This is a genomic window from Caballeronia sp. LjRoot29, assembly GCF_964252755.1.
Taxonomy (GTDB): domain Bacteria; phylum Pseudomonadota; class Gammaproteobacteria; order Burkholderiales; family Burkholderiaceae; genus Caballeronia.
The window spans coordinates 13,007-37,952 of the sequence record NZ_CAXUPU020000027.1; the positions used below are offsets into that span (position 1 = coordinate 13,007).

At 58.9% G+C, this 24,946-nt stretch carries 22 protein-coding genes and 1 pseudogene; 11 read left to right on the forward strand and 12 right to left on the reverse strand.

Features of this window, described 5'->3' with window-relative positions; genetic code table 11:
• Positions 1 to 30 precede the first annotated feature (30 nt).
• Positions 31 to 1,134: a 4-hydroxyphenylpyruvate dioxygenase gene (gene hppD, locus ACSQ83_RS25010; RefSeq protein WP_414955134.1), complete on the forward strand. Its 1,104-nt coding sequence runs from the start codon at positions 31 to 33 to the stop codon at positions 1,132 to 1,134.
• A gap of 582 nt (positions 1,135 to 1,716) precedes the next feature.
• Positions 1,717 to 5,310, forward strand: a complete 3,594-nt coding sequence (locus ACSQ83_RS25015; protein ID WP_436229979.1) for an indolepyruvate ferredoxin oxidoreductase family protein — start codon at positions 1,717 to 1,719, stop codon at positions 5,308 to 5,310.
• Positions 5,311 to 5,401: 91 nt separating this feature from the next.
• Here the strand turns inward: ACSQ83_RS25015 and ACSQ83_RS25020 are convergent, their stop codons facing one another.
• The 4 genes from ACSQ83_RS25020 to ACSQ83_RS25035 form a co-directional block, all read right to left on the reverse strand.
• Positions 5,402 to 5,545, reverse strand: a complete 144-nt coding sequence (locus ACSQ83_RS25020) for an ESPR-type extended signal peptide-containing protein (protein WP_414955132.1) — start codon at positions 5,543 to 5,545, stop codon at positions 5,402 to 5,404.
• Positions 5,546 to 6,071: 526 nt separating this feature from the next.
• Positions 6,072 to 6,197: a hypothetical protein gene (locus tag ACSQ83_RS25025; RefSeq protein ID WP_414954017.1), complete on the reverse strand. Its 126-nt coding sequence runs from the start codon at positions 6,195 to 6,197 to the stop codon at positions 6,072 to 6,074.
• Positions 6,198 to 6,208: 11 nt separating this feature from the next.
• Positions 6,209 to 6,379 carry a hypothetical protein gene (locus ACSQ83_RS25030; RefSeq protein WP_414954018.1) on the reverse strand — a complete coding sequence of 57 codons (171 nt, stop codon included), beginning with the start codon at positions 6,377 to 6,379 and terminating at the stop codon, positions 6,209 to 6,211.
• Positions 6,380 to 6,535: 156 nt separating this feature from the next.
• Positions 6,536 to 8,824, reverse strand: coding sequence for an NADP-dependent malic enzyme (locus ACSQ83_RS25035; protein WP_436229980.1), 2,289 nt, complete (start codon positions 8,822 to 8,824; stop codon positions 6,536 to 6,538).
• Between the two features lie 460 nt (positions 8,825 to 9,284).
• Here ACSQ83_RS25035 and ACSQ83_RS25040 point away from each other — a divergent pair, with 460 nt between their 5' ends.
• Positions 9,285 to 9,971, forward strand: coding sequence for an orotate phosphoribosyltransferase (locus ACSQ83_RS25040; protein ID WP_436229981.1), 687 nt, complete (start codon positions 9,285 to 9,287; stop codon positions 9,969 to 9,971).
• Positions 9,972 to 10,058: 87 nt separating this feature from the next.
• Here the strand turns inward: ACSQ83_RS25040 and ACSQ83_RS25045 are convergent, their stop codons facing one another.
• Positions 10,059 to 10,763: a response regulator gene (locus ACSQ83_RS25045; RefSeq protein ID WP_436229982.1), complete on the reverse strand. Its 705-nt coding sequence runs from the start codon at positions 10,761 to 10,763 to the stop codon at positions 10,059 to 10,061.
• Between the two features lie 317 nt (positions 10,764 to 11,080).
• On the opposite strand from ACSQ83_RS25045, the gene ACSQ83_RS25050 reads away from it, so the two are divergent.
• The 6 genes from ACSQ83_RS25050 (at position 11,081) to ACSQ83_RS25075 (ending at position 17,706) form a co-directional block, all read left to right on the forward strand.
• Complete coding sequence (locus ACSQ83_RS25050; protein WP_436229983.1) at positions 11,081 to 11,689, forward strand: YbhB/YbcL family Raf kinase inhibitor-like protein; 609 nt, start codon at positions 11,081 to 11,083, stop codon at positions 11,687 to 11,689.
• Positions 11,690 to 11,849: 160 nt separating this feature from the next.
• Complete coding sequence (locus ACSQ83_RS25055) at positions 11,850 to 12,416, forward strand: flavodoxin family protein (RefSeq protein WP_414954023.1); 567 nt, start codon at positions 11,850 to 11,852, stop codon at positions 12,414 to 12,416.
• 148 nt (positions 12,417 to 12,564) lie between these two features.
• Positions 12,565 to 13,518, forward strand: coding sequence for an N-acetyl-gamma-glutamyl-phosphate reductase (gene argC, locus ACSQ83_RS25060; RefSeq protein ID WP_436229984.1), 954 nt, complete (start codon positions 12,565 to 12,567; stop codon positions 13,516 to 13,518).
• Positions 13,519 to 13,980: 462 nt separating this feature from the next.
• Positions 13,981 to 15,432 (forward strand): DUF2957 domain-containing protein, encoded by a 1,452-nt coding sequence (locus ACSQ83_RS25065; protein ID WP_414969073.1) that lies wholly within the window; start codon positions 13,981 to 13,983, stop codon positions 15,430 to 15,432.
• Between the two features lie 87 nt (positions 15,433 to 15,519).
• A complete protein-coding gene (locus ACSQ83_RS25070) occupies positions 15,520 to 16,767 on the forward strand; it encodes a DUF2957 domain-containing protein (RefSeq protein WP_414969072.1) in 1,248 nt (415 codons plus the stop codon).
• 102 nt (positions 16,768 to 16,869) lie between these two features.
• Positions 16,870 to 17,706, forward strand: a complete 837-nt coding sequence (locus tag ACSQ83_RS25075) for an OmpW/AlkL family protein (protein WP_436229985.1) — start codon at positions 16,870 to 16,872, stop codon at positions 17,704 to 17,706.
• Between the two features lie 183 nt (positions 17,707 to 17,889).
• Here the strand turns inward: ACSQ83_RS25075 and ACSQ83_RS25080 are convergent, their stop codons facing one another.
• The 3 genes and pseudogenes from ACSQ83_RS25080 to ACSQ83_RS25090 form a co-directional block, all read right to left on the reverse strand.
• Positions 17,890 to 18,255, reverse strand: coding sequence for a response regulator (locus ACSQ83_RS25080; protein WP_414954028.1), 366 nt, complete (start codon positions 18,253 to 18,255; stop codon positions 17,890 to 17,892).
• A gap of 10 nt (positions 18,256 to 18,265) precedes the next feature.
• A complete protein-coding gene (locus ACSQ83_RS25085) occupies positions 18,266 to 18,718 on the reverse strand; it encodes a hypothetical protein (RefSeq protein WP_414969070.1) in 453 nt (150 codons plus the stop codon).
• A 350-nt stretch (positions 18,719 to 19,068) separates the two neighbouring features.
• A pseudogene (locus tag ACSQ83_RS25090) lies at positions 19,069 to 19,953 on the reverse strand (NAD(P)-dependent oxidoreductase); the annotation flags it as partial.
• A 152-nt stretch (positions 19,954 to 20,105) separates the two neighbouring features.
• Here ACSQ83_RS25090 and ACSQ83_RS25095 point away from each other — a divergent pair.
• Together ACSQ83_RS25095 and ACSQ83_RS25100 are read left to right on the forward strand one after the other, a co-directional pair.
• On the forward strand, positions 20,106 to 20,885 hold the full coding sequence (locus ACSQ83_RS25095; RefSeq protein ID WP_414969080.1) for a Mut7-C RNAse domain-containing protein: 780 nt from the start codon (positions 20,106 to 20,108) through the stop codon (positions 20,883 to 20,885).
• A gap of 91 nt (positions 20,886 to 20,976) precedes the next feature.
• Positions 20,977 to 21,261, forward strand: a complete 285-nt coding sequence (locus tag ACSQ83_RS25100; RefSeq protein ID WP_436229986.1) for a hypothetical protein — start codon at positions 20,977 to 20,979, stop codon at positions 21,259 to 21,261.
• Positions 21,262 to 21,385: 124 nt separating this feature from the next.
• Here the strand turns inward: ACSQ83_RS25100 and ACSQ83_RS25105 are convergent, their stop codons facing one another.
• From ACSQ83_RS25105 to ACSQ83_RS25120, 4 genes are all read right to left on the reverse strand, one after another.
• The gene (locus ACSQ83_RS25105) at positions 21,386 to 21,697 is read right to left on the reverse strand and encodes a cupin domain-containing protein (protein WP_414954032.1); all 312 of its coding nucleotides are present in this window, start codon (positions 21,695 to 21,697) and stop codon (positions 21,386 to 21,388) included.
• Between the two features lie 175 nt (positions 21,698 to 21,872).
• Complete coding sequence (locus tag ACSQ83_RS25110; protein ID WP_414954033.1) at positions 21,873 to 22,184, reverse strand: high-potential iron-sulfur protein; 312 nt, start codon at positions 22,182 to 22,184, stop codon at positions 21,873 to 21,875.
• A gap of 147 nt (positions 22,185 to 22,331) precedes the next feature.
• Positions 22,332 to 23,432 carry an NAD(P)/FAD-dependent oxidoreductase gene (locus tag ACSQ83_RS25115; protein WP_436229987.1) on the reverse strand — a complete coding sequence of 367 codons (1,101 nt, stop codon included), beginning with the start codon at positions 23,430 to 23,432 and terminating at the stop codon, positions 22,332 to 22,334.
• A gap of 200 nt (positions 23,433 to 23,632) precedes the next feature.
• On the reverse strand, positions 23,633 to 24,610 hold the full coding sequence (locus ACSQ83_RS25120; protein ID WP_436229988.1) for an AAA family ATPase: 978 nt from the start codon (positions 24,608 to 24,610) through the stop codon (positions 23,633 to 23,635).
• Between the last annotated feature and the right edge of the window lie 336 nt (positions 24,611 to 24,946).

Genomic DNA, 24,946 nt, shown 5'->3' on the forward strand with positions numbered 1-24,946 from the left:
GAATCATCTTTACGGTTCAGGAGACAAAGCATGCAGGCAACGACTTGGGACAATCCCGTTGGCACGGATGGTTTTGAATTCATCGAATACACGGCGCCCGATCCCGTGGCGCTCGGGCAATTGTTCGAGCAAATGGGATTCACTGCGATTGCCCGGCATCGTCACAAGAAGGTGACGCTTTATAGGCAAGGCGAGATCAACTTCCTGGTGAATGCTGAGCCCGATTCCTTCGCGCAGCGTTTCGCGCGTTTGCATGGTCCGTCGATTTGCGCGATCGCCTTCCGTGTCGCCGATGCCGGCAAGGCGTACAAACGTGCACTCGACCTCGGCGCCTGGGGTTTCGATAACAAAACCGGACCGATGGAATTGAACATTCCCGCGATCAAGGGCGTTGGCGATTCGCTGATTTACTTCGTGGATCGGTGGCGCGGCAAGAACGACGCGCAACAGGGCAGCATTGGCGACATCAGTATCTACGACGTCGACTTCGAACCCATCCCAGGCGCCGAGCAAAATCCGGTCGGCCACGGACTGACATACATCGATCATTTGACACACAACGTTCATCGCGGACGGATGATCGAATGGGCCGAGTTCTACGAGCGTTTATTCAATTTCCGCGAGGCGCGTTACTTCGATATTGAAGGCAAGGTGACCGCGGTCAAGTCAAAAGCGATGAGTTCACCGTGCGGCAAGATCCGCATCCCGATCAACGAGGAAGGCTCGGATACATCGGGGCAAATCCAGGAATATCTCGATGCGTACCACGGCGAAGGGATTCAGCACATTGCACTAGGCAGCGACGATATCTACAGCACCGTCGATCATTTGCGCGGCGCGAAAATCGCGTTGCTGGATACCATCGATACGTATTACGAACTCGTCGACCGGCGCGTGCCGAATCACGGAGAATCGGTGGCGGAATTGCGCAAACGCAAGATCCTGATCGACGGCGTGCGCGACGAAATCCTGCTGCAGATCTTCACGGAAAACCAGATCGGCCCGATCTTCTTCGAGATCATTCAGCGCAAGGGCAATCAGGGTTTCGGCGAAGGCAACTTCAAGGCGCTGTTTGAATCGATTGAACTCGATCAGATTCGGCGCGGCGTAGTGAAGGACACAAGCGCCAGCTAGAACACGCGGCGCAAAAAAAAAATGCCGGGGATCTTCAGGTCCCCGGCATTTTTTTGGAAATACCCTCAAGCGTCGGCGTCGTCCTTATTGTCCGCCGTCTGCTTGACCGAAACCTGTTCAATCCGAACCTGCGAAATTCGCGGTCTGCCGGAGATCGTTGCCTCCGATCCAATCGGGTTGCCAACGCGAACCGGTGCGTTCATCGCAAAAAATGCTGCGGAAACCATCAAAAAGCTTTGGATGTATCGTTGTTTCACTGCTATCTCCTTCAACTGCGTGCATCGGTGTGTTCAACAATCGTGCTCGTCCCGCCGATAAAGCCAGAACGAATGTGCATCGATCGCGGGTTTGAATGCTCTCGACGCGAGCGGTTCCCCGATGACATCGAATGACATCGAAATCCGGCCGCTTTTTACACGTCGTAACATCGGTGCAATGTCGAAATAGCTTTTCAGCGGGTTATTACCAGTGCTGGAAAAAAATCAAAACAGGCACACTCAGAATCCCGGCCGATGCGTCCACAAGACGCGGACGCCCTTAAATTGCTTTGGCGATCCCAAACGTTGGCGGAGAGACCCCACAATGAATGCCCCCCTTGACGCGGAACAAAAAGCTTCCCTAGAAGCCGCGCTGAATTCCGTCACTCTCGACGACAAATACACCCTGGAACGCGGTCGCGCGTACATGAGCGGCATACAGGCGCTGGTTCGGCTGCCAATGCTGCAACAACAACGCGATCACGCCGCGGGACTCAATACCGCCGGTTTCATTTCCGGCTATCGCGGCTCCCCGCTCGGCGCACTCGATCAGCATCTGTGGAAAGCGAAGAAGCATCTCGCTTCGAATCAGGTCGTGTTCCAGCCCGGCGTGAATGAAGACCTCGCGGCAACTGCCGTTTGGGGCTCGCAGCAGGTCAATCTTTATCCGAGCGCCAAATACGACGGCGTGTTCTCGATGTGGTACGGCAAAGGGCCGGGCGTCGACAGAACCGGCGACGTGTTCAAGCATGGCAACTCGGCCGGGTCATCGCAGCATGGCGGTGTACTCGTACTCGCCGGCGACGATCACGCCGCTAAATCGTCCACGCTCGCGCATCAGTCCGAACACATCTTCAAGGCGTGCGGATTGCCGGTGCTGTTTCCATCGAACGTGCAGGAATATCTGGACTTCGGGCTGCACGGCTGGGCCATGAGCCGCTATTCCGGCCTTTGGGTCGCGATGAAATGCGTGACGGACGTGGTGGAATCGTCGGCTTCGGTTGATATCGATCCGAACCGCGTTGAGATTGTTTTGCCGACCGACTTCGCGATGCCCGATGGTGGTCTCAACATCCGCTGGCCCGATCCGCCGCTGGTTCAGGAAGCGCGTCTGCTCGACTACAAGTGGTATGCCGCGCTTGCTTATGTGCGTGCAAACAAGCTGGATCGGATCGAGATTGAATCGCCGAATGCGCGGTTTGGCATCATGACGGCGGGCAAGGCCTATCTGGACGTGCGTCAGGCTTTATCGGATCTCGGTCTCGACGATGAAACCTGCTCGCGCATCGGCATTCGTTTGTACAAAGTGGGTTGCGTGTGGCCGCTCGAAGCGCAGGGCGCGCACGCGTTCGCTCACGGCTTGCAAGAGATTCTGGTCGTTGAAGAGAAGCGCCAGATCCTCGAATACGCGATCAAGGAGGAGCTCTACAACTGGCCCGATGCACAACGCCCGCGCGTTTTCGGCAAGTTCGACGAGAAAGATGGCGCTGGCGGCGAATGGTCCGTGCCAATGGGCAATTGGCTGCTGCCGGCGCACTACGAGTTGTCGCCGGCGATTATCGCGAAGGCGATTGCCACGCGGCTCGACAAGTTCGATCTTCCCGCCGATGTCCGCGCGCGCATCGCCACGCGTATTGCGGTGATCGAAGCGAAGGAAAGAGCGCTGGCACGGCCGCGCGTTGAGGCGGAACGCAAGCCGTGGTTTTGCTCGGGCTGTCCGCATAATACATCGACGAACGTGCCGGAAGGTTCGCGCGCGCTGGCCGGAATCGGGTGCCACTACATGACCGTGTGGATGGACCGCAGCACGAGCACGTTCAGTCAGATGGGCGGCGAGGGCGTCGCGTGGATCGGCCAGGCGCCGTTCACCAACGACAAACACGTGTTCGCCAATCTCGGCGACGGCACGTACTTCCACTCGGGGCTGTTGGCAATCCGCGCGGCGATCGCGTCGAAGACGAATATCACGTACAAGATCCTCTACAACGACGCCGTCGCGATGACCGGCGGCCAGCCCGTAGACGGCGTGCTCACCGTGCCGCAAATCACGCATCAACTCGCGGCCGAAGGCGCGACGAAGATTGTGATCGTCACCGATGAACCCGAGAAATATCAGGCGAATGTGGGGCTGGCGCCGGGTATCGATGTATTCCATCGCGAGAAGCTCGATGAAGTTCAGCGCTCGCTACGCGAGATTACCGGCACCACGATCCTGATCTACGACCAGACGTGCGCGACGGAAAAACGTCGGCGCAGGAAACGCGGAACGTACCCGGATCCCGCGAAGCGCGTGGTCATCAGTGAAGCCGTCTGCGAAGGCTGCGGCGATTGCTCGGTGAAATCGAATTGCCTGTCGGTCGAACCGCTCGACACCGAATACGGCACGAAACGCCAGATCAACCAGTCGACCTGCAACAAGGACTACTCGTGCGTGAACGGTTTCTGCCCGAGCTTCGTCACGGTTGAAGGCGGACAGTTGAAGAAGCCGAAGGCATCGAGTATTGCCGGCGATGCAATGCCGCCCGTTCCCACGCCTGAATTACCGTCGATTGATCGGCCATACGGCATTCTGGTCACGGGCGTCGGTGGCACCGGTGTTGTGACGATCGGCGCGTTGCTCGGCATGGCGTCGCATCTGGAACAAAAGGGCGTGACCGTGCTGGACGTCACCGGCCTCGCGCAGAAAGGCGGTGCCGTGATGAGCCATGTGCAGATCGCCACCCATCCCGGCGATATCCACGCCACCCGCATTGCAATGGGCGAAGCGGATCTGGTGATCGGTTGCGATCCGATCGTCACCGCCAGCGATGAATGCGGCTCGCGCATGCAGCCCGGCCACACGCGCGTGGTCGTGAACAGCGCCGAAACGCCGACCGCGGAGTTCATCAAGAACCCGAACTGGCGTTTCCCGGGCGCGAGCGCGGAAGCGGATATCCGTACGGCTGCGGGCGAGCACGTTGCTCTCGTCGATGCCAATCGCTTCGCCGTAGCTTTACTCGGCGATGCCATTTACACGAACCCGTTCGTACTGGGATTTGCCTGGCAGCGCGGCTGGGTGCCATTGCGGCATGAGTCTTTGGTCCGCGCTATCGAACTGAATGCGGTCCAGGTTGAAAAGAACCTGGCGGCGTTCGAATGGGGTCGTCATGCGGCGCACGATCTTGACGGTTTGATGCGGTTGGTCAAAGGACAGAATCGCGGCGTTTCGGAGCCTCAAGGCGGCAGCAAGATCATTGCGTTGCACACGCCGAAAGCGCTGGATGCGTTGATCGAGAAGCGCGTTTCTTATCTCGTCGACTACCAGAACGAAGCATATGCGGCACGGTATGCCCGGCTGGTGGCGGAAGTGCGCAAGGCGGAGGCCTCGATCGGTTCAATCGATGGTCAATACGCGTTGACGGAAGCCGTCGCGAAGAACCTGCACAAGCTGATGGCCTACAAGGACGAGTACGAAGTCGCACGCCTTTATGCCGACCCGGCATTTGTGGAACGGCTGAAGGGCAGCTTCGAAGGCGACTGGAAACTGAAATTCCACCTCGCACCGCCTTTGTTCTCGAAGAAAGACGCGCACGGTCATCTCATCAAGAAGCAATACGGCCCGTGGGTTTTATCCGCGATGAAAGTTTTGGCGAAGATGAAGTTCCTGCGCGGCACGTCACTCGATGTCTTCGGCAAGACCGGCGAACGGAAGATGGAGCGCGAGTTGATTACAGAGTATGAGGCGCTGGTGAAGGAAGTGATGGGCGGATTGACGGCGGAGAAGCTACCGCTGGCAATAGAACTCGCGAATCTTCCTGATTCAATGCGCGGTTACGGTCACGTGAAGGACAACAACGTGAACGCGGCGCGTATCAAGTGGAATGCGCTATTGGCGAAGTGGCGTGCGCCGGCAGGCGGTGAGACGCGGCAAGTGGCTTAAAGGCGGCTTAAGTCTGTTCACTGCACGCACGACAAAACGCCCGATGAATTTCATCGGGCGTTTTGTTTTCCAAGCTTCGATCGTTTAATGCCTATGCAACTCGGCGCGCACCGAAAGCCAGCGAGGCCGATGCTACCTTCACTGCAAGCCTGTTCTTCGCCGACTTTACATTTTCGCTAGCGGCCACGTACGTACCCGTGGAACGATTCAAGACTGATTTATATGATCTGTTCACGATTACTATGTATTCCTAATTTTAGGTTCTGTCTGCACACTAGCGATCGATTCGAGGCATCGCCTGAATCAGCGGATCAATACGATTAATTCGCCACCGAAGCGGTGCTACCGCGTACGGTCACTCAATAAGATGTCGAATGGCGGCGAGCGATGTGTCGATGAATCAAAAGCGAGGGTTGCACTTCACTCGCGTCAGAACCTAATCTATTAGGATGGAGCGAGGAGTCGAATAGGCGCAGCCCTACAAAACGTTACCGAAACAGAAAGGCTTTATTGATGACGCCGTGAATATGAAAGATCAACGTCTGGGCGGACAATCGTCGGCACCTCGAAACGCGCCAGCAAGGAATGACGAGAAAAGGAGAGACATCGGCGTGGCGTACATGCGAACGTTCGCCTAACGTACCCGTGGTGAATTAGCGCGCTGAGCAGCCATTGATTGTTGGTGAGACGGTTTGCACAAGTAAAAAAGGCGATCCGAACATCCGGATCGCCTTTCCTTGTTGATTGCAACCTGCTCAAACTCAGAACGCGTAGCCCGCCTGAGCGCGCGCGCCCGTATCGCCATGCGGCGTCAACGACAACGCGCCATCACGCGACCTATACGTTGCGCCCGCACCGACGGCGCCATAGCCCTTGTAGTTCGCCATGCCGACAGCCACTAAGGTCTTGCCGGTTGGCCCGGCGAGAGGCTTGGCATGGCCATTGCCGATGCAACCCCGCCGAACGCGTTTCGTTGCGACGCCGACATGCTCTGGCCCACTTCGTTATGCAAATCGTTGACCTGATTCAGGTTGGCTGCGTCCGTGCCGCTCGTCCATCTCTTTAACATTCAGTCAGCGCTAACACCATATTTGCGCTAGATAACGCGCGCGCACACGTAACGCGCACTCCCAAAAGAAAGCGGCAACCGCTGCCCCCGGTCGCCGCTTCACCGCTTCTCAATCAGCCGGCTCTAATAGTAAGGACGACCGATAAACCCATTTCATCACACGTTGTTGCTGGCCGCCTTCACCCGCGCATTCGCTGACGCCACCGCCGTCATATTGATGATCCGTCGCACGGTCGCGGCCGGCGTGAGAATGTGCACAGGCTTGTCCGCGCCGAGCAGGAACGGCCCGACCGTCACGCCTTCGCCGCTCACCATCTTGAGCAAGTTATACGTGATGTTCGCCGCTTCTACGTTCGGCATGATCAGCAGATTGGCCTCGCCCGTCAGCGTCGACGCCGGCATCGCGGCCTTGCGAACAACTTCCGACAGCGCCGCATCGCCGTGCATCTCCCCATCGACTTCCAGATCCGGCGCACGCTCGGCGATCAGCTTTCGCGCTCCCGCCATGCGCTTCGATGAAGCCGTCGGCACGCTGCCGAAGTTCGAGTTCGACAGCAACGCGACCTTCGGTGCAATCCCGAACTTCCCGATTTCACGCGCCGCCAGAATCGTCATATCGGCGAGTTGCGTGGGCGTTGGAACCTCGTTGACGTAGGTATCGCTGATGAAGAGATTGCGCCCCTGCAGCATCAGCAAATTCATCGCAGCGAAATTCTCCACCCCTTCCGCCTTGCCCAAAACCTGCTCGATAAATTTGAGATGGTCGTGATACGTGTCGATCATGCCGCAGATCATGCCGTCGGCATCGCCGAGACGGACCAGGATTGCGCCAATCAACGTGTTGAACTTGCGCAGCGCGGCCTTCGCGTTGTCCGGCGTCACGCCTTCGCGTGCAGCGATGTTGTGATACTCCTGCCAGCACTTCTGGTAACGAGGATCGTCTTCCGGATTCACTATCTCGAAATCGATCCCGGGCTTGAGCTTCGAGCCCATCTTCTGCAGACGCATTTCCACCACCGCTGGCCGCCCGATGATGATCGGCTTCGCGATCTTCTCCAGCAGCACGAATTGCGCGGCACGCAGCACACGTTCGTCTTCACCTTCGGCGAACACAATGCGCGCCGGTGCCGACTTGGCCGCCGCGAACACCGGCCGCATCACCATGCCCGTGCGATAAACCGTTGTGCCCAGCTCTTCGCGGTACGCGTCCATGTCGTGAATCGGCCGTGTCGCCACGCCTGAATCCATCGCGGCTTGAGCAACGGCCGGCGCGATCTTGATGATCAGCCGCGGATCAAACGGCTTCGGAATCAAGTAGTCCGGGCCGAATTCAAGCGAATGGCCTTCGTAGGCTTTCGCGACTTCATCGCCTTGATCGGTCTCTTCGGCCAGCTCCGCGATTGCGCGAACGCACGCGAGTTTCATCTCTTCGGTGATCGTAGTCGCACCCACATCCAGCGCGCCGCGGAAGATGAACGGGAAGCACAGCACATTGTTGACCTGGTTCGGATAGTCCGAACGGCCAGTGGCAATGATCGCATCCGGGCGCACCTTCTTCGCTTCTTCCGGGCGGATTTCCGGTTCCGGATTGGCGAGCGCAAGGATCAGCGGCTGCGTGCCCATGACCTTGACCATTTCCGGCTTGAGCACACCGGCGCTCGAGCAGCCGAGGAAAACGTCGGCTTTGTCGATGGCATCCGCGAGTGTGCGGTCGCTCGTATTCGCGGCGTACCGTTCCTTCGATGGATCCAGATTGCCGCGTCCTTCGTAGATCACGCCTTTCGAATCGCAGACCAGGATGTTGGATTTGTTAAGCCCGAGGTGGACGAGCAAATCGAGACACGCGATAGCCGCCGCGCCCGCGCCCGAACACACGAGCTTCACTTCGTCGAGCTTCTTGCCGACCACTTTCAGGCCGTTGAGAATCGCCGCCGATGCAATGATCGCCGTGCCGTGCTGATCGTCGTGGAAGACAGGAATCTTCATGCGCTCACGCAGCTTCTTCTCGATGTAGAAGCATTCCGGCGCCTTGATGTCTTCGAGATTAATGCCGCCAAGCGTGGGTTCGAGCATGGCGATGGCATCGACGAGCTTGTCCGGATCGGTCTCCGCGAGCTCGATATCGAATACGTCGATACCCGCAAACTTCTTGAAGAGGCAGCCCTTGCCTTCCATCACGGGCTTGGCGGCCAGTGGCCCAATATTGCCGAGCCCAAGCACGGCCGTTCCGTTCGTCACCACGCCGACCAGATTGCCGCGCGAGGTGTACTTCTGGGCGTCGAGCGGGTCGTCGAAGATCGCCATGCAGGCTGCGGCCACGCCGGGCGAGTAAGCCAACGACAAATCCAACTGGTTGGACAAGGGCTTGGTCGGCGTGACCGAAATCTTGCCGGGCTTCGGGTACTGGTGATATGCGAGGGCGCTGAGCTTCAGTTGTTCGTCCATGATTAGCCTGAGACGTTTAGGGAAAGAGTTGAAAAATGGGCAAAAAATGGGCGAAGCGGAGGGCCGGGGACACTGCGCGGTGGCGAGGCGCATTGAGACCAAGCGCGTGTGCACCGACAGCGAAACACCTGGCCGTGGCATTTTTCGGGGATAAATAGTGTACACCGCGCGTTAAAATTGACGCACAGCACCATTTGTGACAGAAACAGCGCGTAAGCGGCCAAAGTGGATGCACGGATTGTTCGGTAAATCCTGAATTCGCAAGACGGGGTTTGTCGGGTGTAGTGTTTCTTCCGTGTCTTATGGGTCGAGTAAAATTCTGGCCTACGCGCGCATCGAACACAGTCCATCTTTGCCCGACCGGACGCTTCCGCTGCGCCAGGCGCCTTTGGCCGCCGCCGCTTGATCGCCTGCTAAAAACGGGCGTCGAGCGTCAACTCGTCAATCCAAGGATTCGCCCATGACAGGCTTCGACCGCCAGACGATCTCCGACACCACCGCCAAGATGCTGCTCGAAGTCCAGGCCGTGCATTTCAACGCGGACAAACCGTACATTTTCACGTCGGGATGGGCGAGCCCGGTTTATATCGACTGCCGCAAGCTGATCTCGTATCCACGCGTTCGCCGCGGCCTGATGGAGATGGCCGAGACGACGATCCTGCGCGACATCGGCTATGAGCAGATTGATGCAATCGCAGGCGGCGAGACGGCCGGCATCCCGTTCGCCGCGTGGCTGTCCGACCGGCTGATGGTGCCCATGCAATATGTGCGCAAGAAGCCAAAGGGTTTCGGCCGGAACGCGCAAATTGAAGGGTTGCTGACTGAAGGCCAGCGCGTACTGCTGGTGGAAGACCTGACCACCGACAGCCGCAGCAAGATCAATTTCATCAACGCGCTGCGCACGGCTGGCGCGAAGGTGAATCACTGCTTTGTGCTGTTTCACTACAACATCTTCAAGGAAAGCATCTCGGTGCTGAAAGATATCGACGTGGAACTGCACGCGCTCGCCACATGGTGGGACGTGTTGCGCGTCGCGAAGGAAGCGGGCTATTTTGAGACGAAGACGCTGGATGAAGTCGAGAAATTCCTGCATGCGCCGGCGCAATGGTCGGCAGCGCACGGCGGCGTAACGGCGTCACCGCAATAATCGCCCGATTGTGAATATCCGTGCATTAAAAAAAGCCGCGCGTCTTTATAAACGAGCGGCTTCTTTATGAAACGTAATTAACAACTATTACGTATTAATTGGAATGACATCATCCAAATTTCCATCGCCTACATAGGCCGACAGATTCAATAATCCATTACTTTTAGCATATTGAAACAATTCAGAATCACGCTCAATTCCCAGCTTGCGCATCGCGGTATTCTTTTGCGTACTGATCGTTTTAATACTGCGCTTCAACTGCGCGGCAATTTCAGTAATTGTCATGCCGGACACAAATAAACGGACCACTTCCAGTTCCCGCTTCGACAACACCACGTCACGCTGCTGGCCACTGGCCGACAAGCCCATGCTGTCCAGCGCGAGGCGCACCGACGGGCCAATGTAGTCCTGTCCACGCATCACATGAACGATGGCCAGTCCGATGTGGCTCAAATCGTCTGACTTATTGATGACCGCCGTCACACCTACCTCACGCAAGCGTTTCAGGAGCGCGGGATTTTCCAGCATGGTCAGCACGACAATGCGCACGGTCGGAAACTGACGCCCGATATAACCCAGCAGCGGCATTCCGTCACCATATTGGCCGCCCGGCATGGCAAGGTCCGACACGACCACGTCGCAAGGTGATTTTTGCAGAAGCTGAATCAATTCCGTCGATTGGCGCGCTTGCCCGATCACTTCGATCTCGGGAAACTTCAATAGCGCCTGAGCGGCGCCAAACAGAATGACAGGATGGTCATCGGCAATAATGACTTTTATCCGTTGACCCATTATTTACCCCTCGCTCGTAAATGAACAAATCCCTCACGCATTATAAGAAATTTACCCTCCACTCATTACATTTGGCCCTTCAACCGGGAGAGCGAAACTTCGGCTAAACCCGAAGTCATGGTGTTGAACCTTGCTGAGTCTTGTTTTTAACATTTGAAAAATTTTGTCCATTCCCGGGATGTTAAACTTGAATCCAGCTCTAAGCCAATTTCTGAGACAAAGTACATCGTTACAGTGGGTGAAACGCCAGATTTGGCCGCGCCCGTGACCGGAGAATTTGCACCATGCGCTTGGGGATCGGGCTTGTGGTTTGTGCTATGCGCCGCGCTGTTGATTGGCGTGTCGTCATGTTGGGAATATCTTGCCGCGCGCTGCTGCTCCCGGTTTTCTGCGCCGCGATAGTATCAAATGCGCCGCGTGCAGTCGCTGAAGTTAACGGTGCAGCCCCTTTCACGTTGACAAGTACCGACTTCCGTCCGAACCAGCAAGTCCCGCTTGCGCTCGTCTTCGACCAGAGCGACTGCAAAGGCGGCAACCGTTCCCCGCAGTTGTCGTGGCACGGTGCGCCTGCAGCCACGCAAAGTTTCGCGATCACCGTCTTCGACCCGGACGCGCCCGGCCGCGGCTGGTGGCACTGGGCCGTCGCGGGCATTCCCGCGAACGTCTCGCAGTTGCCGTCTAATGCGAGCGCTTCGGGCGTCTTGCGCAAAATGGGCGCGGTGGAATCCCGCAATGACTTCGATATCGACGGATATGCGGGTCCTTGCCCGCCGCCGGGCAAACCACATCGCTACATCATCACGGTCTACGCGCTCAACAGCAGCGACTTGCGCCTGCGCCAGAGCAGCCCTTCGCTCATGTTCGAGCACGAAATCCGCACGACGACCATCGCCAGCGCACAACTCATCGTCACCTACGGGCGATGAACGGCGTTGATGGTGCGTCGGCAGGTCCAATTTGGCTTTGCTAGACTGGCCGCTGAACGATCACCGGCGTCGTTTTTCAGCTGGCTAAATCAGCTCGAAGACGCCTGGTTCTGGTTGTTCCTGCGCAACCCGCGGCTTTGTGTCGCAAACGGGGAATGAAATGCCAAAAATCGTTATCGTTTATCACAGCGGCTACGGCCATACGAAAAAGGCCGCCGAAGCCGTGCTGGCCGGCACGATCGACGCCGGCGCGGACGCGAAACTGCTTGCCGTCGGCGATCTGGACGACGCCGGCTGGGCCGAACTCGACGCCGCGGACGCCATCATCTTCGGTGCGCCCACGTACATGGGCGGTCCGTCAGCCGACTTCAAGAAATTCGCCGATGCCAGCTCCAAACCGTGGTTCGCGCAATCGTGGAAGGACAAGATCGCGGCCGGATTCACCAACTCGGCGACCATGAATGGCGACAAGCACTCGACCATTGCCTACTTGATCACCCTCGCGATGCAGCACAGCATGATCTGGGCTGGCACGGGCATGATGCCGTCGAATACGAAGGCGGCCACACGCAACGACCTGAACTTTATTGGTGGTTTTTCGGGCTTGCTGACGCAATCTCCGGCGGACGCGTCGCCTGACGAAGCCCCGCCGCCCGGCGATCTGGAGACGGCGAAGGTGTTCGGTGCAAGGATCGCGGCCGTGACAGCGCGCTGGAACGCGAAGTAATTTTTTGGCGGCATTGCAACGTTTTTCAGGCCGATCGGCAGATGTGCCCGGCAATGCCATCGTGTTGTCGCGGAAGCGCATTAAAATGTCGTTTTGACCGCGCTCCGGCTGTAAGACGCCGGCGCGCGACCGACCCAGCGAGATCGAGATGACCACGAAAGTATTTGTCGACGGACAGGAAGGCACCACCGGCCTGAAGATTTTTGAATATCTGTCGGAGCGCCGTGACGTCGAGGTGTTGCGTATCGAAGAAGCGCGGCGCAAGGACGTGGAGGAGCGCCGGCGGCTGATCAATGCATCGGACGTTACGTTCCTGTGCCTGCCGGACGTCGCGTCGCGCGAATCGGTTTCGTTGGTGAACGCGGACAATCACCGCACCGTGGTCATTGACGCCAGCACGGCGTTCCGCACCCATGACGACTGGGCATACGGTCTGCCGGAACTCATGCCGGCGCAACGTGAGCGTCTGCGCACGGCGAAGCGCATTGCTGTGCCGGGTTGTCACGCATCGGCGTTCCTGCTGGCAATGAAGCCATTGGTAGCCGGTGGTCTTGTTTCCGCCGATTTCGCCGCGCACGCGTATTCCATCACCGGTTACAGCGGTGGCGGCAAGAAGATGATCGCGGACTATGAAGCAGGCGGGAATGCGAAGCTGGACAGCCCGCGGCCTTACGCGCTGGGTCTTGCCCACAAGCATCTGCCGGAAATGGCCGTGCGCTCGGGGCTGAAGCACGCGCCGGTGTTCACGCCTATTGTGGGCAACTTTTTGAAGGGCCTCGCCGTCACCACGTACTTCTCGCCCAAGCAACTGTCGCGCGCCGCCAAGCCGCAAGACGTGCAAGCGTTGTTTGCCGAGTACTACGCGAACGAACCGTTCGTGCGCGTGCTGCCGTTCAATGCAGACAGCAATCTCGACGACGGTTTTTTCGACGTTCAGGCTTGCAACGACAGCAACCGCGTCGAGTTGTTCGTGTTCGGCAATGAAGAGCGATTCGTCACCGTTGCCCGACTGGATAACCTGGGCAAAGGGGCGTCCGGCGCAGCGATCCAGTGCATGAACCTTGCGATCGGTGCCGATGAAGAAGCCGGGCTCGCGCGCTAAGCAGAGTATCGATTGCAGCAATAGTTGAGCGCGCCGAGCGCTCAACCTAACTAAAAGCCGGTTTCCGCCGCTGCGCGAAACCGGCTTTTTCACGTCTGCATTTTCCCCTTCCGATTCAGCGCCCCGGCCTGATTTTCACCCCCCAAATCCCCGCGCAGGTCAAACAGAACTTCCGTCGCGTTTTCCATAGGGATTATCCTAATTTATTTACGAACGTTCGTTCGTAGATGATTACGCGTTTTCGCGCTTAAACCTTCTTCGTTTTGCGTCGTATCGAAACAAATTTTCTCCAATTCACTTTACGGTAAAAATTTTGTTTCAATGCGCCGCCATCGCCTTGTCAGTCAAGGCTTGGCCGGAAGCACGCTGTTTGAATCGACGATTTAGATGTTTCAGTCGGTTGACACACGAAAAGGCGGCCGCGAAATTACACGCGCAAAACTAGATAAGGGAGACAGCGGTATGTCGTATGCCATTTCGAAAGGACTCGCGCTCGCTCTTGCGACCGCGCCGTTGTTTGTTGCGTGCGGTGGCGGTAACGCCGACAACCCGGGTCCGATCAACACGCCGCAATGTTCCGGCGCGAGTTGTGGCACGCAAGGGGCGCCGGGTGTGGGCGCAGGCGCCGCACCGTTGTGTCCGGCTAACGCGGATATTGTCTCGAGCACGTATCTGGGCGGCGCGGGCAGCGGCGAGATCGTGAGCCTGAACATCGACGCCGTGAACATGAAGTACACGCTGAAGTGGCTCGAATCGCCCATTCCGCTCGTCACCGGTACCGTTAATCCGACTCGGAAAGGCACGACGATCGCAGGCGCCGTGGTCCATCCGCCCGCAGGCACGCTGCCCACGGCTGAGCAAACGCGATGCGCGTTCGTGCTGACACCGGGCGGCGGTCAGGCGTCCGATGGATCGATCTACACCACGGCCGCTGCATTCAACCAGGCGAATCCGCCGACGATTTTTATCGGCCAGGGTGTGGCAGGCGGTGGCATTCCGGGCGCGACCGTCCAATACAACGGCGCGACGCTGACCGCCGACGGCGTCCATGCGATCCCCGGTTTCCCACAGTTGTTCCCGGTGCCGAACCGTCACTTCGACTTCTATCCGTTCATCGGTTTTTCGACGGTGAGCACGAACGTCGCGGATCTGAAGGGCACGTATAACGCGCTGCTGTACCACACGGTTCCGTCGAATAACTACTCGACCACGACCACGCAAGCGCAAGAGTCCTTCGATGCCGCCGGCAACTGCACGGTGCCCGTGCCGGCATCGAATACGTCTTGCCAGACGACCGGCGGTGCGTGGACGGCGAACGCGGGCGGCGCGTACTTCAGCAGCGCGCTCGCCCCGCAAGTGCAGGGCAAACGTTCGACGCCCGTGTTGCCGCTCGTCGGCGCGCTCACGTTCCCGGCCGTGGCGAACGCAAACATGGTGATCGGCAAGATCAACGGCGCGATCGTGCCGGTCGTCGTGCGCTCGGGTCAGGTCTTCGTACCCTCGCCGCTCACGCCGCTGAATACATCGGCGGCACAAGTCGACGATGAATCCGGCATCGCCATGCTCGCTCCGAATACGGCGCTCACGTCGGGCGCGTTCGATGGCGGTTATGTCGGCGCGGATTCGAACTTCAAGTACACGGCGACGCTGCTGCAAGGTCCGGTCGGCTCGTTCATCAATCCATCGACACAAGCGACCGAGACCGGTTTCGGCATGAGCTACGCGCAGCAATTGCCCGGCTTGATCGGCGTGCAGGACCAGAACGGCGGCCAGGGTGCGCTGATCTCCGCAGGCGGGTTGTACGGCGTCTTCATTGCCGGCAGCACGGTGAACGGCGGCCTGACTTCCACGTCCGCTAACGCCGATACGCCGGCGAGCCCGTACTTCGGTATCGGTGCGTTGCTCAGCAAATAAGCACTGCCGGGTACAAGCACGCAAGACCAGGGTAGCCGGCATGCGCCGGCTACCAACGAACGAACAAATGTCGATGGAGACAGCAGTATGAAATGGAGAACTTTTGCGTTGGGTGCGATGGGTGCGGCAGTCGCCGGCGTTACGCCGTTGCTTGGCGGTTGCGGCGGCGGCAGCGATGCGCCTCAGGCGCCGGTCGTCCGGTTGTGCCCGGCATCGCTTGACTACACGACCACCTTCACGGGCGGCGGCGGCAGCGGCGAACTCATCAAGCTGCAACTCGACACGACGAAACTCACGTGGCAAGTGACCTACGTGGAATCTCCGATACCCGCCGTCACCGGCACGGTCTCCCCGACTCGCGCCGGCACGTCTCAAAACGGCACGCTGACGATGGAAACCGGCCTGCCCACGCAAAAGCTCAATCAATGCGCGTACCAGTTGAACGGCGCGACGCTCGATCCAACGCGTCCCGCGCGCATCTTCGTGGGCGAAGGCGTCGCGGGCGGCACAATTCCGGGCAAGGAACTGCAGTTCGGCGGCATTCTAGGTCAAGGCGTGGTGCCTGACCGGACATTCCCGTATTACCCGTTCATTGGCTTCTCGACGCTCGAGACGAATCTCGCCAATGTCGCCGGGACCTACAACCAACTCGGCTATCACGAGATTCCGTCGCAAAACTACGCGCGCCTTTCCGTCGATTCAAAGATCACGATCAATGCCGACGGCACCTGGCAAGAGTGCGACAACACGGGCGTGAATACCGGCAAATGCCAGCAGGCCGGATCGAACTTCGCGCCATCGCCGGATGGCAGCGGTGCGTTCGTCACCAGCAACTTCCTTGGGCAAGGCAAGCCGACACTCGCCGCCGGTCCGCTTGGCAAGGGCTACATGATCGTGGGCAAGCTGCGTGGCCAGAACGTGCCGATCCTCGTGCGCACCGGTACGGCGAACGCGACGATCACCACGGGCATTCCGCCGTTCGCCGACGACGAGTCGGGCATCTCGATGATGTCGCCGCAAACCAGCGTGGCGTCGGGATCGGTGAATGGCGAATACGTCGGCGTGGATAACGCCTTCGATTACCGCACGACCGCGCTTGCTGGCGCACAAGCCACCTTGATCGATCCCTTCCAGCCATCGCAGGTCGCTTTGTCGCGTGCGCTGAACCTGGATTACACGGAAGCCGTTCAGGGATTGGTGACATCGACGGTAGTGGGTGCATCGACTGGCACGACACCGACCGGCAAGTTCATCTTCTCCGGCGGCGTGTTCGGCTACCTCGACCAGAGCGACCCGACGACACCGTATTTCACCATCGGCTCATTTGTGCAGTAACCGTCCTGCAGCCCATCAAGAACGGCTGCATGCGAACAACGCGCGATTTTTCACGAAGACGCGCCGCGTTCGCATGACGGCCTGTAACCGAAGAGAGACGAAATGAAAAAGCTTTTGGCTGCGGGAAAACCGTTGGCGGTTGCAATAGCGGCGTGTGTATCGATGTCGGCCCATGCGCAAAGTGCCGGCGATAACGTCGTGGGACTCGGCTGGTTCCACGTCATGCCGCAGGATTCGAGCGACGAGCTGACCACGCATGTGGCGCCCACGCCGATCAATACGCCGCTGCGCTTGCCGTCGCAATTCACGTCGGCGGGAACGAGTTTATCGACGAAAAGCTCCGATACATTCGGCCTAGTCTTCACGCACTTTTTCACCGATCACATTGCGACCACGTTCGTGGGCGGCGTGCCGCCCGAGTTCGAACTCGATGGTCACGGCACGATTCAACCGCCCGGGCCCGCGGGCGCGCTTGGCAACCAGAATCTCGATGAGACCAATCCGATCGTGAAAAGCGTGCGGCAATGGAGCCCGGCGCTGATTTTCCAGTACTACTTCAATTCGCCGACTTCCGCGTTCCGGCCGTTCGCGGGCCTGGGCGTGTCGTATAACTTCTTCACGAACATCAAGCTCACCAATGGTTTCGTGAACTCGACGCAGAATAATCTTGGCGCGGTGCTGGCGGCGGGCGCGGGCAAGCCGGGACCGACGTCGGTGTCGGCGAAGGCATCGTCGTCGTGGCAGCCGGTGTTCAATCTTGGCGCGACCTATAACTTCGACAAACACTGGGGTTTGATCGCTTCACTGACCTACATTCCGTTGAAGACGACGTCGTCGCTGATTATCAAGGCGGCCGATGGGACCGAACTGGCTACGACGAAGTCAAAGCTCAACGCCAATCCGCTGATTACGTTCCTGGCGGTGTCGTATCGGTTTTGAAGGCGCGCGGGGCTGAAAAGGGCTAAAAAAGGATAAAAAAAAGCCCGCCTAAGATGGGCGGGCTGAATCCATATCAGTGGAGACATGGAGGAGACAACCCCACTGTACCAAAACTATTGGTGCAGCGCAACATCCCCTTGTCGACCCTCGTCAATTTGTTGCGGATGTACAACGTCTACGAAGCTACGGCTGCGTCATCGAAAGAATGAAACCCAATTGGTCGATGGAGACCGGCTTGACCAGATGGATATCGAAACCGGCTTCCTGCGTCATGGCGTGATGCTGCGGCTGGCCCCAGCCGGTCAGCGCAACCAGCAACATGGCCGGGCCTTCGGGTAACGCCCGCAAGGCACGCGCGGCGGAAAGACCATCCATTGGCGACATGCCCAGATCCAAAATCACGACATCCGGTGCGAACTGCCGCGCCACATCGAGTGCCTGAGTGCCGCATGAAGCCTGCGCCACTTGATGCCCCAACCCCGTCAGCAGATTGGCCAGACAGCTCAGGGCGTCATCGTCGTCATCGGCTATGAGAACACGCTTGGTCACGACTGCCCCCTCATTTGCCCGACACCGCGAGCGTCAACTTTCCTGCACCAGCCGTTTTTGCAGTGATCTGCGTGCGCTGCCCCCGCGCCCCGATATAAAAATGCTGCCGGCCCGGCGAGTTTTGATCGTGCGTAGCGTCCGGCAAGCACGCAGCTATATCCGCGGCGACACCCTGTAAAGCGTCGGCCGCCGATCCGGCGTTCGCGCCTTTCGTCCACGAGCAGGAATATGCGCCGGCTTTCACCGCGCACTGCGCGTCCTGGCCGTAAGGCAATGCAACTGCTTTGCCGTCGTCGGGTCGCAAGGAAGTGAAACCATCGGGCGCAGCCGCCACGATGCGCTTGAGTGCATCGCAGGGATTGGGGGTGTCGTCGGCGAGAGCGATCCCGGGCGTACTCAAGCAAGCCAAGCCAAGGCCCGCCGATGCCGCCACGTACATGAGACCCCGAAGAGTGCTTTTCATAGTGGGCGCTGTCCTGTCTCCGCTTCGTCTTTTTATAAGCTGGCCGGGAAATCGGGAAATGGACGCGGAAGCCCGCGCCCAGGTCGTTTCAACATCGTTTCCTAAGCCGCTTCCAAGCCGGTTTCATCGCCGATGAGGCCTTTGCAAAGCCTGCACCGCCGGCGTGTGTCCGTCTGTGCGCCACCGAATGCTGTCTGATTCGAAACAATCATGAATCTGAGGCAAACGGCGCGACAAGTATAGGCAACGTTCCCTTCCATTGCCGCTATTTATTGTCGATACAACACCGGCGCATCCGGGCTTCACACGGGCTTTACATTTACCCGCGAGCAAAAATCAAACCGGATTGATCACACTTTCTTCCCCGCACGCCGCGCGGCAACCTTTCCGAGCACGGCCAGGTCCTTGTCGCCATCGCCTTGGGCGAGGACGTCGATCAGGTTGTCGCGCACCAGGCTTGCCACGGGCAGCGCGACGTTCACGGCATCGCCGGCAGCCAGTGCCAACCGCACGTCCTTCAAGCCAAGCCGCGCCTTGAACAACGCGGGTTCATAGCGGTTGTCGGCAATCATCCGGCCATATCCCTGGTACACCGGCCCCGGAAAAAGCGTGTTCGTGATCACATCGAGGAATGCGTGTTGATCGATGCCATGTCCCGCCATCAGCGATGCGGCCTCAGCCGTTGTTTCGATCGCCGATGCCAGCATGAAGTTTGCCGCCAGCTTGAACACGTTCGCGTGTTGCGGTGCGGTACCGACGCGCCATGTCTTCTGGCCGATGACATCGAAGACGGGCTGCACGCGGGCGATGGCGTCATCGGCGCCTGCCGCCACGATATTCAGCTTGCCCGCGGCCGCCACGTCCGGTCGGCCGAGCACGGGCGCCGCGACGTAGGCCACGCCGTGCTGCTCGTGCAGGCTTGCCAACTCTTCGCAGAACGCGACCGAGATCGTGGCCATGTTCACGTGCACCAAGCCCTTTGGCGCACGTTCGAGCAAGCCGCTGTCTAGCAGCACGGCGCGTAGCGCGGAGTCGTCGGCGAGCATGGAGAACACGGCGTCGCCTGAAAACGCTTCATCCGCCGAAGCAACCACGCGCGCGCCTTGTTCAGCGAGTACTTTCGTGGCGTCGGGAGAACGGTTCCAGACGCGCACTGTGTGGCCCGCTTTCAACGCATTCAGCGCCATCGCGCCGCCCATGTTGCCGAGTCCAATAAATCCAATGTCCATGCTCTTCTCCTGTCGACCGGAGTTCCCGCTTTAGCGGGTTACTCCGGTCCCATGCTGTTGCAATTGACGATTACATGTCGAATACCATCGCTCCACGACGAACCTCGCCCCCATACGCCGCGAAGCAGACGCGTCAAACCGATGCGATACTCGAATCCATGACGACTGCCACGTTCCGTTTTCATCGGGAGTTGAATGAGTTCCTGGCGCGGCCGCAGCGCGAACAGGCGTTTGCGTGCGTGTGTCCGGTGGCGTCGACGACCAAGCATATGATCGAAGCACTCGGCGTGCCGCACACGGAAGTGGCGCTGATTCTACGCAACGGCCTGCCCGACGGCTTCGATACCCTCGTCGCAGACGCCGATTTTATCGATATTTACCCGCCCGGCATGATGCCGCGCGCGCTTGAAATCGTGCATCCCTTGCGCGCGCCATTGCGGCTGGAGTCGCTGCGTTTTATCGCCGATGCGCATCTTGGCGGCCTGGCTCAACTGCTGCGGCTGGCCGGTTTCGATACCCGCTACGACAACCATTTTCCCGACGATGAAATCGAGCAACTCGCGCTCGCCGAACATCGCGTGGTGCTCACGCGCGATCGTGAATTACTGAAGCGCCGCTCGCTCGTCCACGGCTGTTATGTGCGCACGCTACAACCCGATGCGCAGTGGCGCGAAGTCGCTGCGCGGCTCGGGCTTGCGCAGCACGTCCGCCCGTTCCGGCTCTGCCTGATGTGCAACGCGCCGCTGCGTCGTGCGAGCGCGGACGAGGTAAGTGATCGCGTGCCAGAAGGTGTGCTTGAACGGCATGCACGATTTGTCACATGCGATGTGTGCAGGCGAGTATTTTGGGAAGGATCGCACTGGAAGCGGATGCGGGCGCGAATCGAAGAATTGATGGATGGCGCGCCCGGGAATCCGCCCGTTCCGGCGTCTGGCTAGTGGCAATAGAGAGGCACAAGCGAGGCGCGGGCGCGGAGGTGCGTACAATACGCGCCTCGGCACTGTGCCTTTATAGCTTTTGGAGCTTCGCGTGAAAAAATTCGATCTGGAAAAAAACAAGGCGCTCAAGCTGGCCAACGGCCTGAAGCAAAACAGCGCGTCGAGCTTTGGCCCGCAAGCCGGGCAGCCGAAACTGGACAAGCGCGAACAGCGCCGTCAGGATCAGGAAAAAGGCCTCGTGCCCTTCGCCTGCAAGCTGGACAGCGATCTCGTGAAGCAATTGCAGGAACATGCCGCCAAGCACGAAGGCGGAATGACGGAAGCGCTGGCGGAATTGTTGATCAAGGCAGGACTGAAAGCCAAGGCAGCGGTTTAAGCGAATTCGGTGAGTCTGCCGGCCGAATGAGGTTGGGCTAAGCCAAAGCGCCGCTTGCGTATATTGTCTGCTGAATAGAGAAGCCGTTCCGGCGTGTCAGGGACGGTTTTTTACGTGCGTCTTTTCAGACGCTCCCCTCTTTCTCGATCACCAGGATTCGCGCAATGCCGACCGGCTCCGCAATGTGTTCATCGCCGGATTGAGCGTGAAAGATATCACCGGCATCGAGCAGAAATTCTTCCTCAACGCCCTCTCGCCGCACGCGCATTCTCACCTGGCCTTGCATGACCGCGAAGACTTCCTCGCCGTCGTTCACGTGCCATTTATAGGGAGCGTCAGTCCAGTGAAGGCGGCATGAGACGCCGTTCATCGTGGTGATATCGAGTGCACCCCATGCACGCTCGGCGGTAAATTCGCGGCTTTTAACAACTTTCATGGGTCTTCCTGCAAGAGGTCAAGATCAACGTATCAAGACAAGGCGCGTGCACGGCCGGTCAAGTGCTGGCGAGTGTAAAGAGCGCCGTGATCGTTTTCAAGCGGCCACGCAGAAACGCGCCCGGCCTGTGTGGCGGGGCGCGTTTCGATCATGACCTGGCTACGTTGCGTGTAGCTCAGGCTTTCTTGTTATAAGCGTTGCACCAGCCTTTCGATGCAACCTGCTTGCCGGCGAACATTGGGCAGGCCGCGTACGCATCGGTGGCCTTGCCTTGATAGAACGAGCAGTTGCCGCAATCCTGGCCGGCGGCGTAGCGCGGGAATTTGGCTTTATCGACGGTTGCTGCGTCGAGCTTGTAACCGAGGCTTTGCGCCATGGGATCCGATTCCGCCAGTTTGACGGGGTCGGCGAACGCGGTACGCGATACCGCGAGTGCCGATGCCACGCCAATGCTCGAAATCAAAAACGTGCGTCGTGAGGACTTCATGAGAATGTGCTCCGTTGTATTGGGGGTGTGCGCCGTTCTTATCGACGACGATCTCCAAAGCATATCAACGCGAAGCACAGCAAACTCAGTCAAATCTTATAGATAACCGATGACGAAAGGTCGCAACGGGTTTGCACTCACGTCACCTCAGCCCAGCATTTTCGCGACCTTCTCCGCAATCGCCAGCGACGCCGTCAACCCGGGCGATTCAATCCCAAACAAGTTCACCAACCCCGCCTTGCCGTGCGCCGCCCGCCCCTGAATCATGAAGTCGGCCGCCGGCTGACCCGGTCCGGATAGTTTCGGACGAATTCCTGCGTAAGCGGGTTGCAGTGCATCGTCGGGAAGATTGGGCCAATACGCTCGAATGGCGGCGTAAAAGCTGGCCGCGCGCTGCGGATCAACGGTGTAATCGATCTTCTGGATCCATTCGACGTCAGGACCGAACTTGGCCTGACCGCCCATATCGATGGTGAGATGCACGCCGAGCCCGGCTTCATTGGGCATTGGGTAGATCAGGCGATCAAACGGCGTCCGGCCGCTCACGGTGAAGTAATTGCCCTTCGCGAAATACAGCGGCGGCACATGGCGCGCATCGAGTCCGCGGATAGTGCGCGCAATCTGGTTCGCCGAGAGCCCCGCGCTGTTGACCACACAGCCGGCCTGAAAGGCCATGGGCGCCTCGCCTCCCGTTTCCACGATAAACCCACCGTCGCGGGCATCGATATCCGTCACCGGCGTATGAAACGCCACGGTCGCGCCGTCGCGTTCCGCGTCGCCTTGCAACGCGAGCATGAATTGATGACTATCGATAATGCCCGTTTGCGGCGATAACGCCGCCTCCACGCACTGAAGTTGCGGCTCCATCTCCGCAGCTTCGGCGCTGCTTATGCGCACCAGGTCCGTAACGCCGTTTTCGAGCGCTTTTTGCTGAATTGCGGCGAGTTGTTGCAACTGGTTGCGCGCCGTGGCGACGAGCAATTTGCCGCAGCGGTTGTACGGGACGCCGTGGGCGTCGCAATACTCGTAGAGCATCGCCCGGCCGCGCACGCACAAATCCGCCTTCAGCGAGCCCCGTGGGTAATACAGCCCCGCGTGGATAACCTCGCTGTTGCGCGAACTCGTGCCCGTGCCGACCGCTTCGCCCGCTTCGAGCACGATCACCTCGCGGCCACGCGCGGCCAGCGCTCGCGCAATGGCGAGTCCGACCACGCCCGCGCCAATCACTACACATTCGATTCTGTCCATCTCACTATTCTAGGCCAGCCCGTGGAGCCGTTTCGGGCACTTTATTGCGGTTTTTGTGCCCTTGGCAATATTGGCTTCAGGAAGGCCTCATTTTCCGAAATAATCCGGGCCAAAACAGGAAATATGGCCTTTTTGCCCGGGAAAAGTCAGTTTCAGGCCATATTTTGAGGGGTTTTTGCAGAATTCTCCAAAACGCACCTTCAGAACCCGATCGACTTCTTCCTCGCACCATTGCCTAATTCGATGTCCCGAGCCTGCACTTCATGCCGGTTATCGATACGTGCATTGCCAAAAGCATTGAGCATTGCGCGCCGCATGGCCCGCGGGGAAGCCTTGGTCAACGCGTCGAGCGGCGCGCCGCCGAGTGTCTCCGGAAAGCGTGCGCCCCACGCGTGTGCGCTGCGGATCTCGTGATAAATCGATTGCGCGATCCGGCGCGCGCCGTCGCGATCCGGCGGCGCGATCTCATACACGTTCATCCGGTTCAACAACGGCTCGGGAATCGTGTTTGCCTGATTCGCCGTCGCGATCCAGACCACATTGCCCGCGTTGATCGGTATTTCAGCGAATTCATCGATAAAACTCTGCGCCGTATCGTGTTCCAGCAACGCGTACAGCGCACCGAGCGGGTCGTATTGGGCATCGCCGGTGGCTTTGTCGATTTCATCGACTGTCATCACCGGATTGGCGTAACTGCCGTTCACGAGCGCATCGAACACCTTGCCCGGCTTCGCGTTGCGCCATTGCGACGACGCGCCCGACAAGATCCACCCGGCCGTCAGCGAACTCATGGCGAGGTAGTGGCAGGACGTGCCGAGCAAACGCGCCAGTTGCTTCGCGAAATGCGTCTTGCCGATACCCGGATCGCCGAGCAACAGCATGGGCATCAATTCGAGGCGATCCTCGGTTTCAAGGCACAGCGCGATCTGCTTGCGGATATCGTTGAGCGGCTCCTGGAAATTGGGCAGATCGGCCACCAGATCGTCTATGGACGGCATCCGGTTAGGTTTGACGCAAAAGCGCAAATTACCCGCTTTGAGCATCTTTTCGTACGTCGCGCGCAGCGCCTCGCTGCCCCCTTCGCTCAGGTCGTTCAACGCAGTTTCCACCTCGTCCAGGTCGTAGACCTTGCTGAACGAAGCCACGGCGAGTTCTTGTTTGACTACGGCGGTGCTCATGGCTTACCCCGGTTTTGTTGATCGGCAAATTCAGTTTATCGGCCATAAAGATGCACGCAAGCGAGCAGTCCCGGGCGTCTGCTGCTAATCGCATAAAAATACGATGGCTTCGGCAGGCGAGCCCAAGCGCTTGTATGATCGTCAGGTTGCGCTTGTGGAAAAGCGGTGCCGTGTCGAGTGCAAGCGGGGTGCAAGCGGGTGCGAAAAGTGCGGTAGGAAATGCGCCTCGGGTCGCTTTTGGAAACATTTCCACGCTGAACGCCCGCAGCGGATCACGGTCAGAAATCAGTCTCAGAGCAAGCTACCCGGATCGAACAGGCCACGGCCCAGACGCAA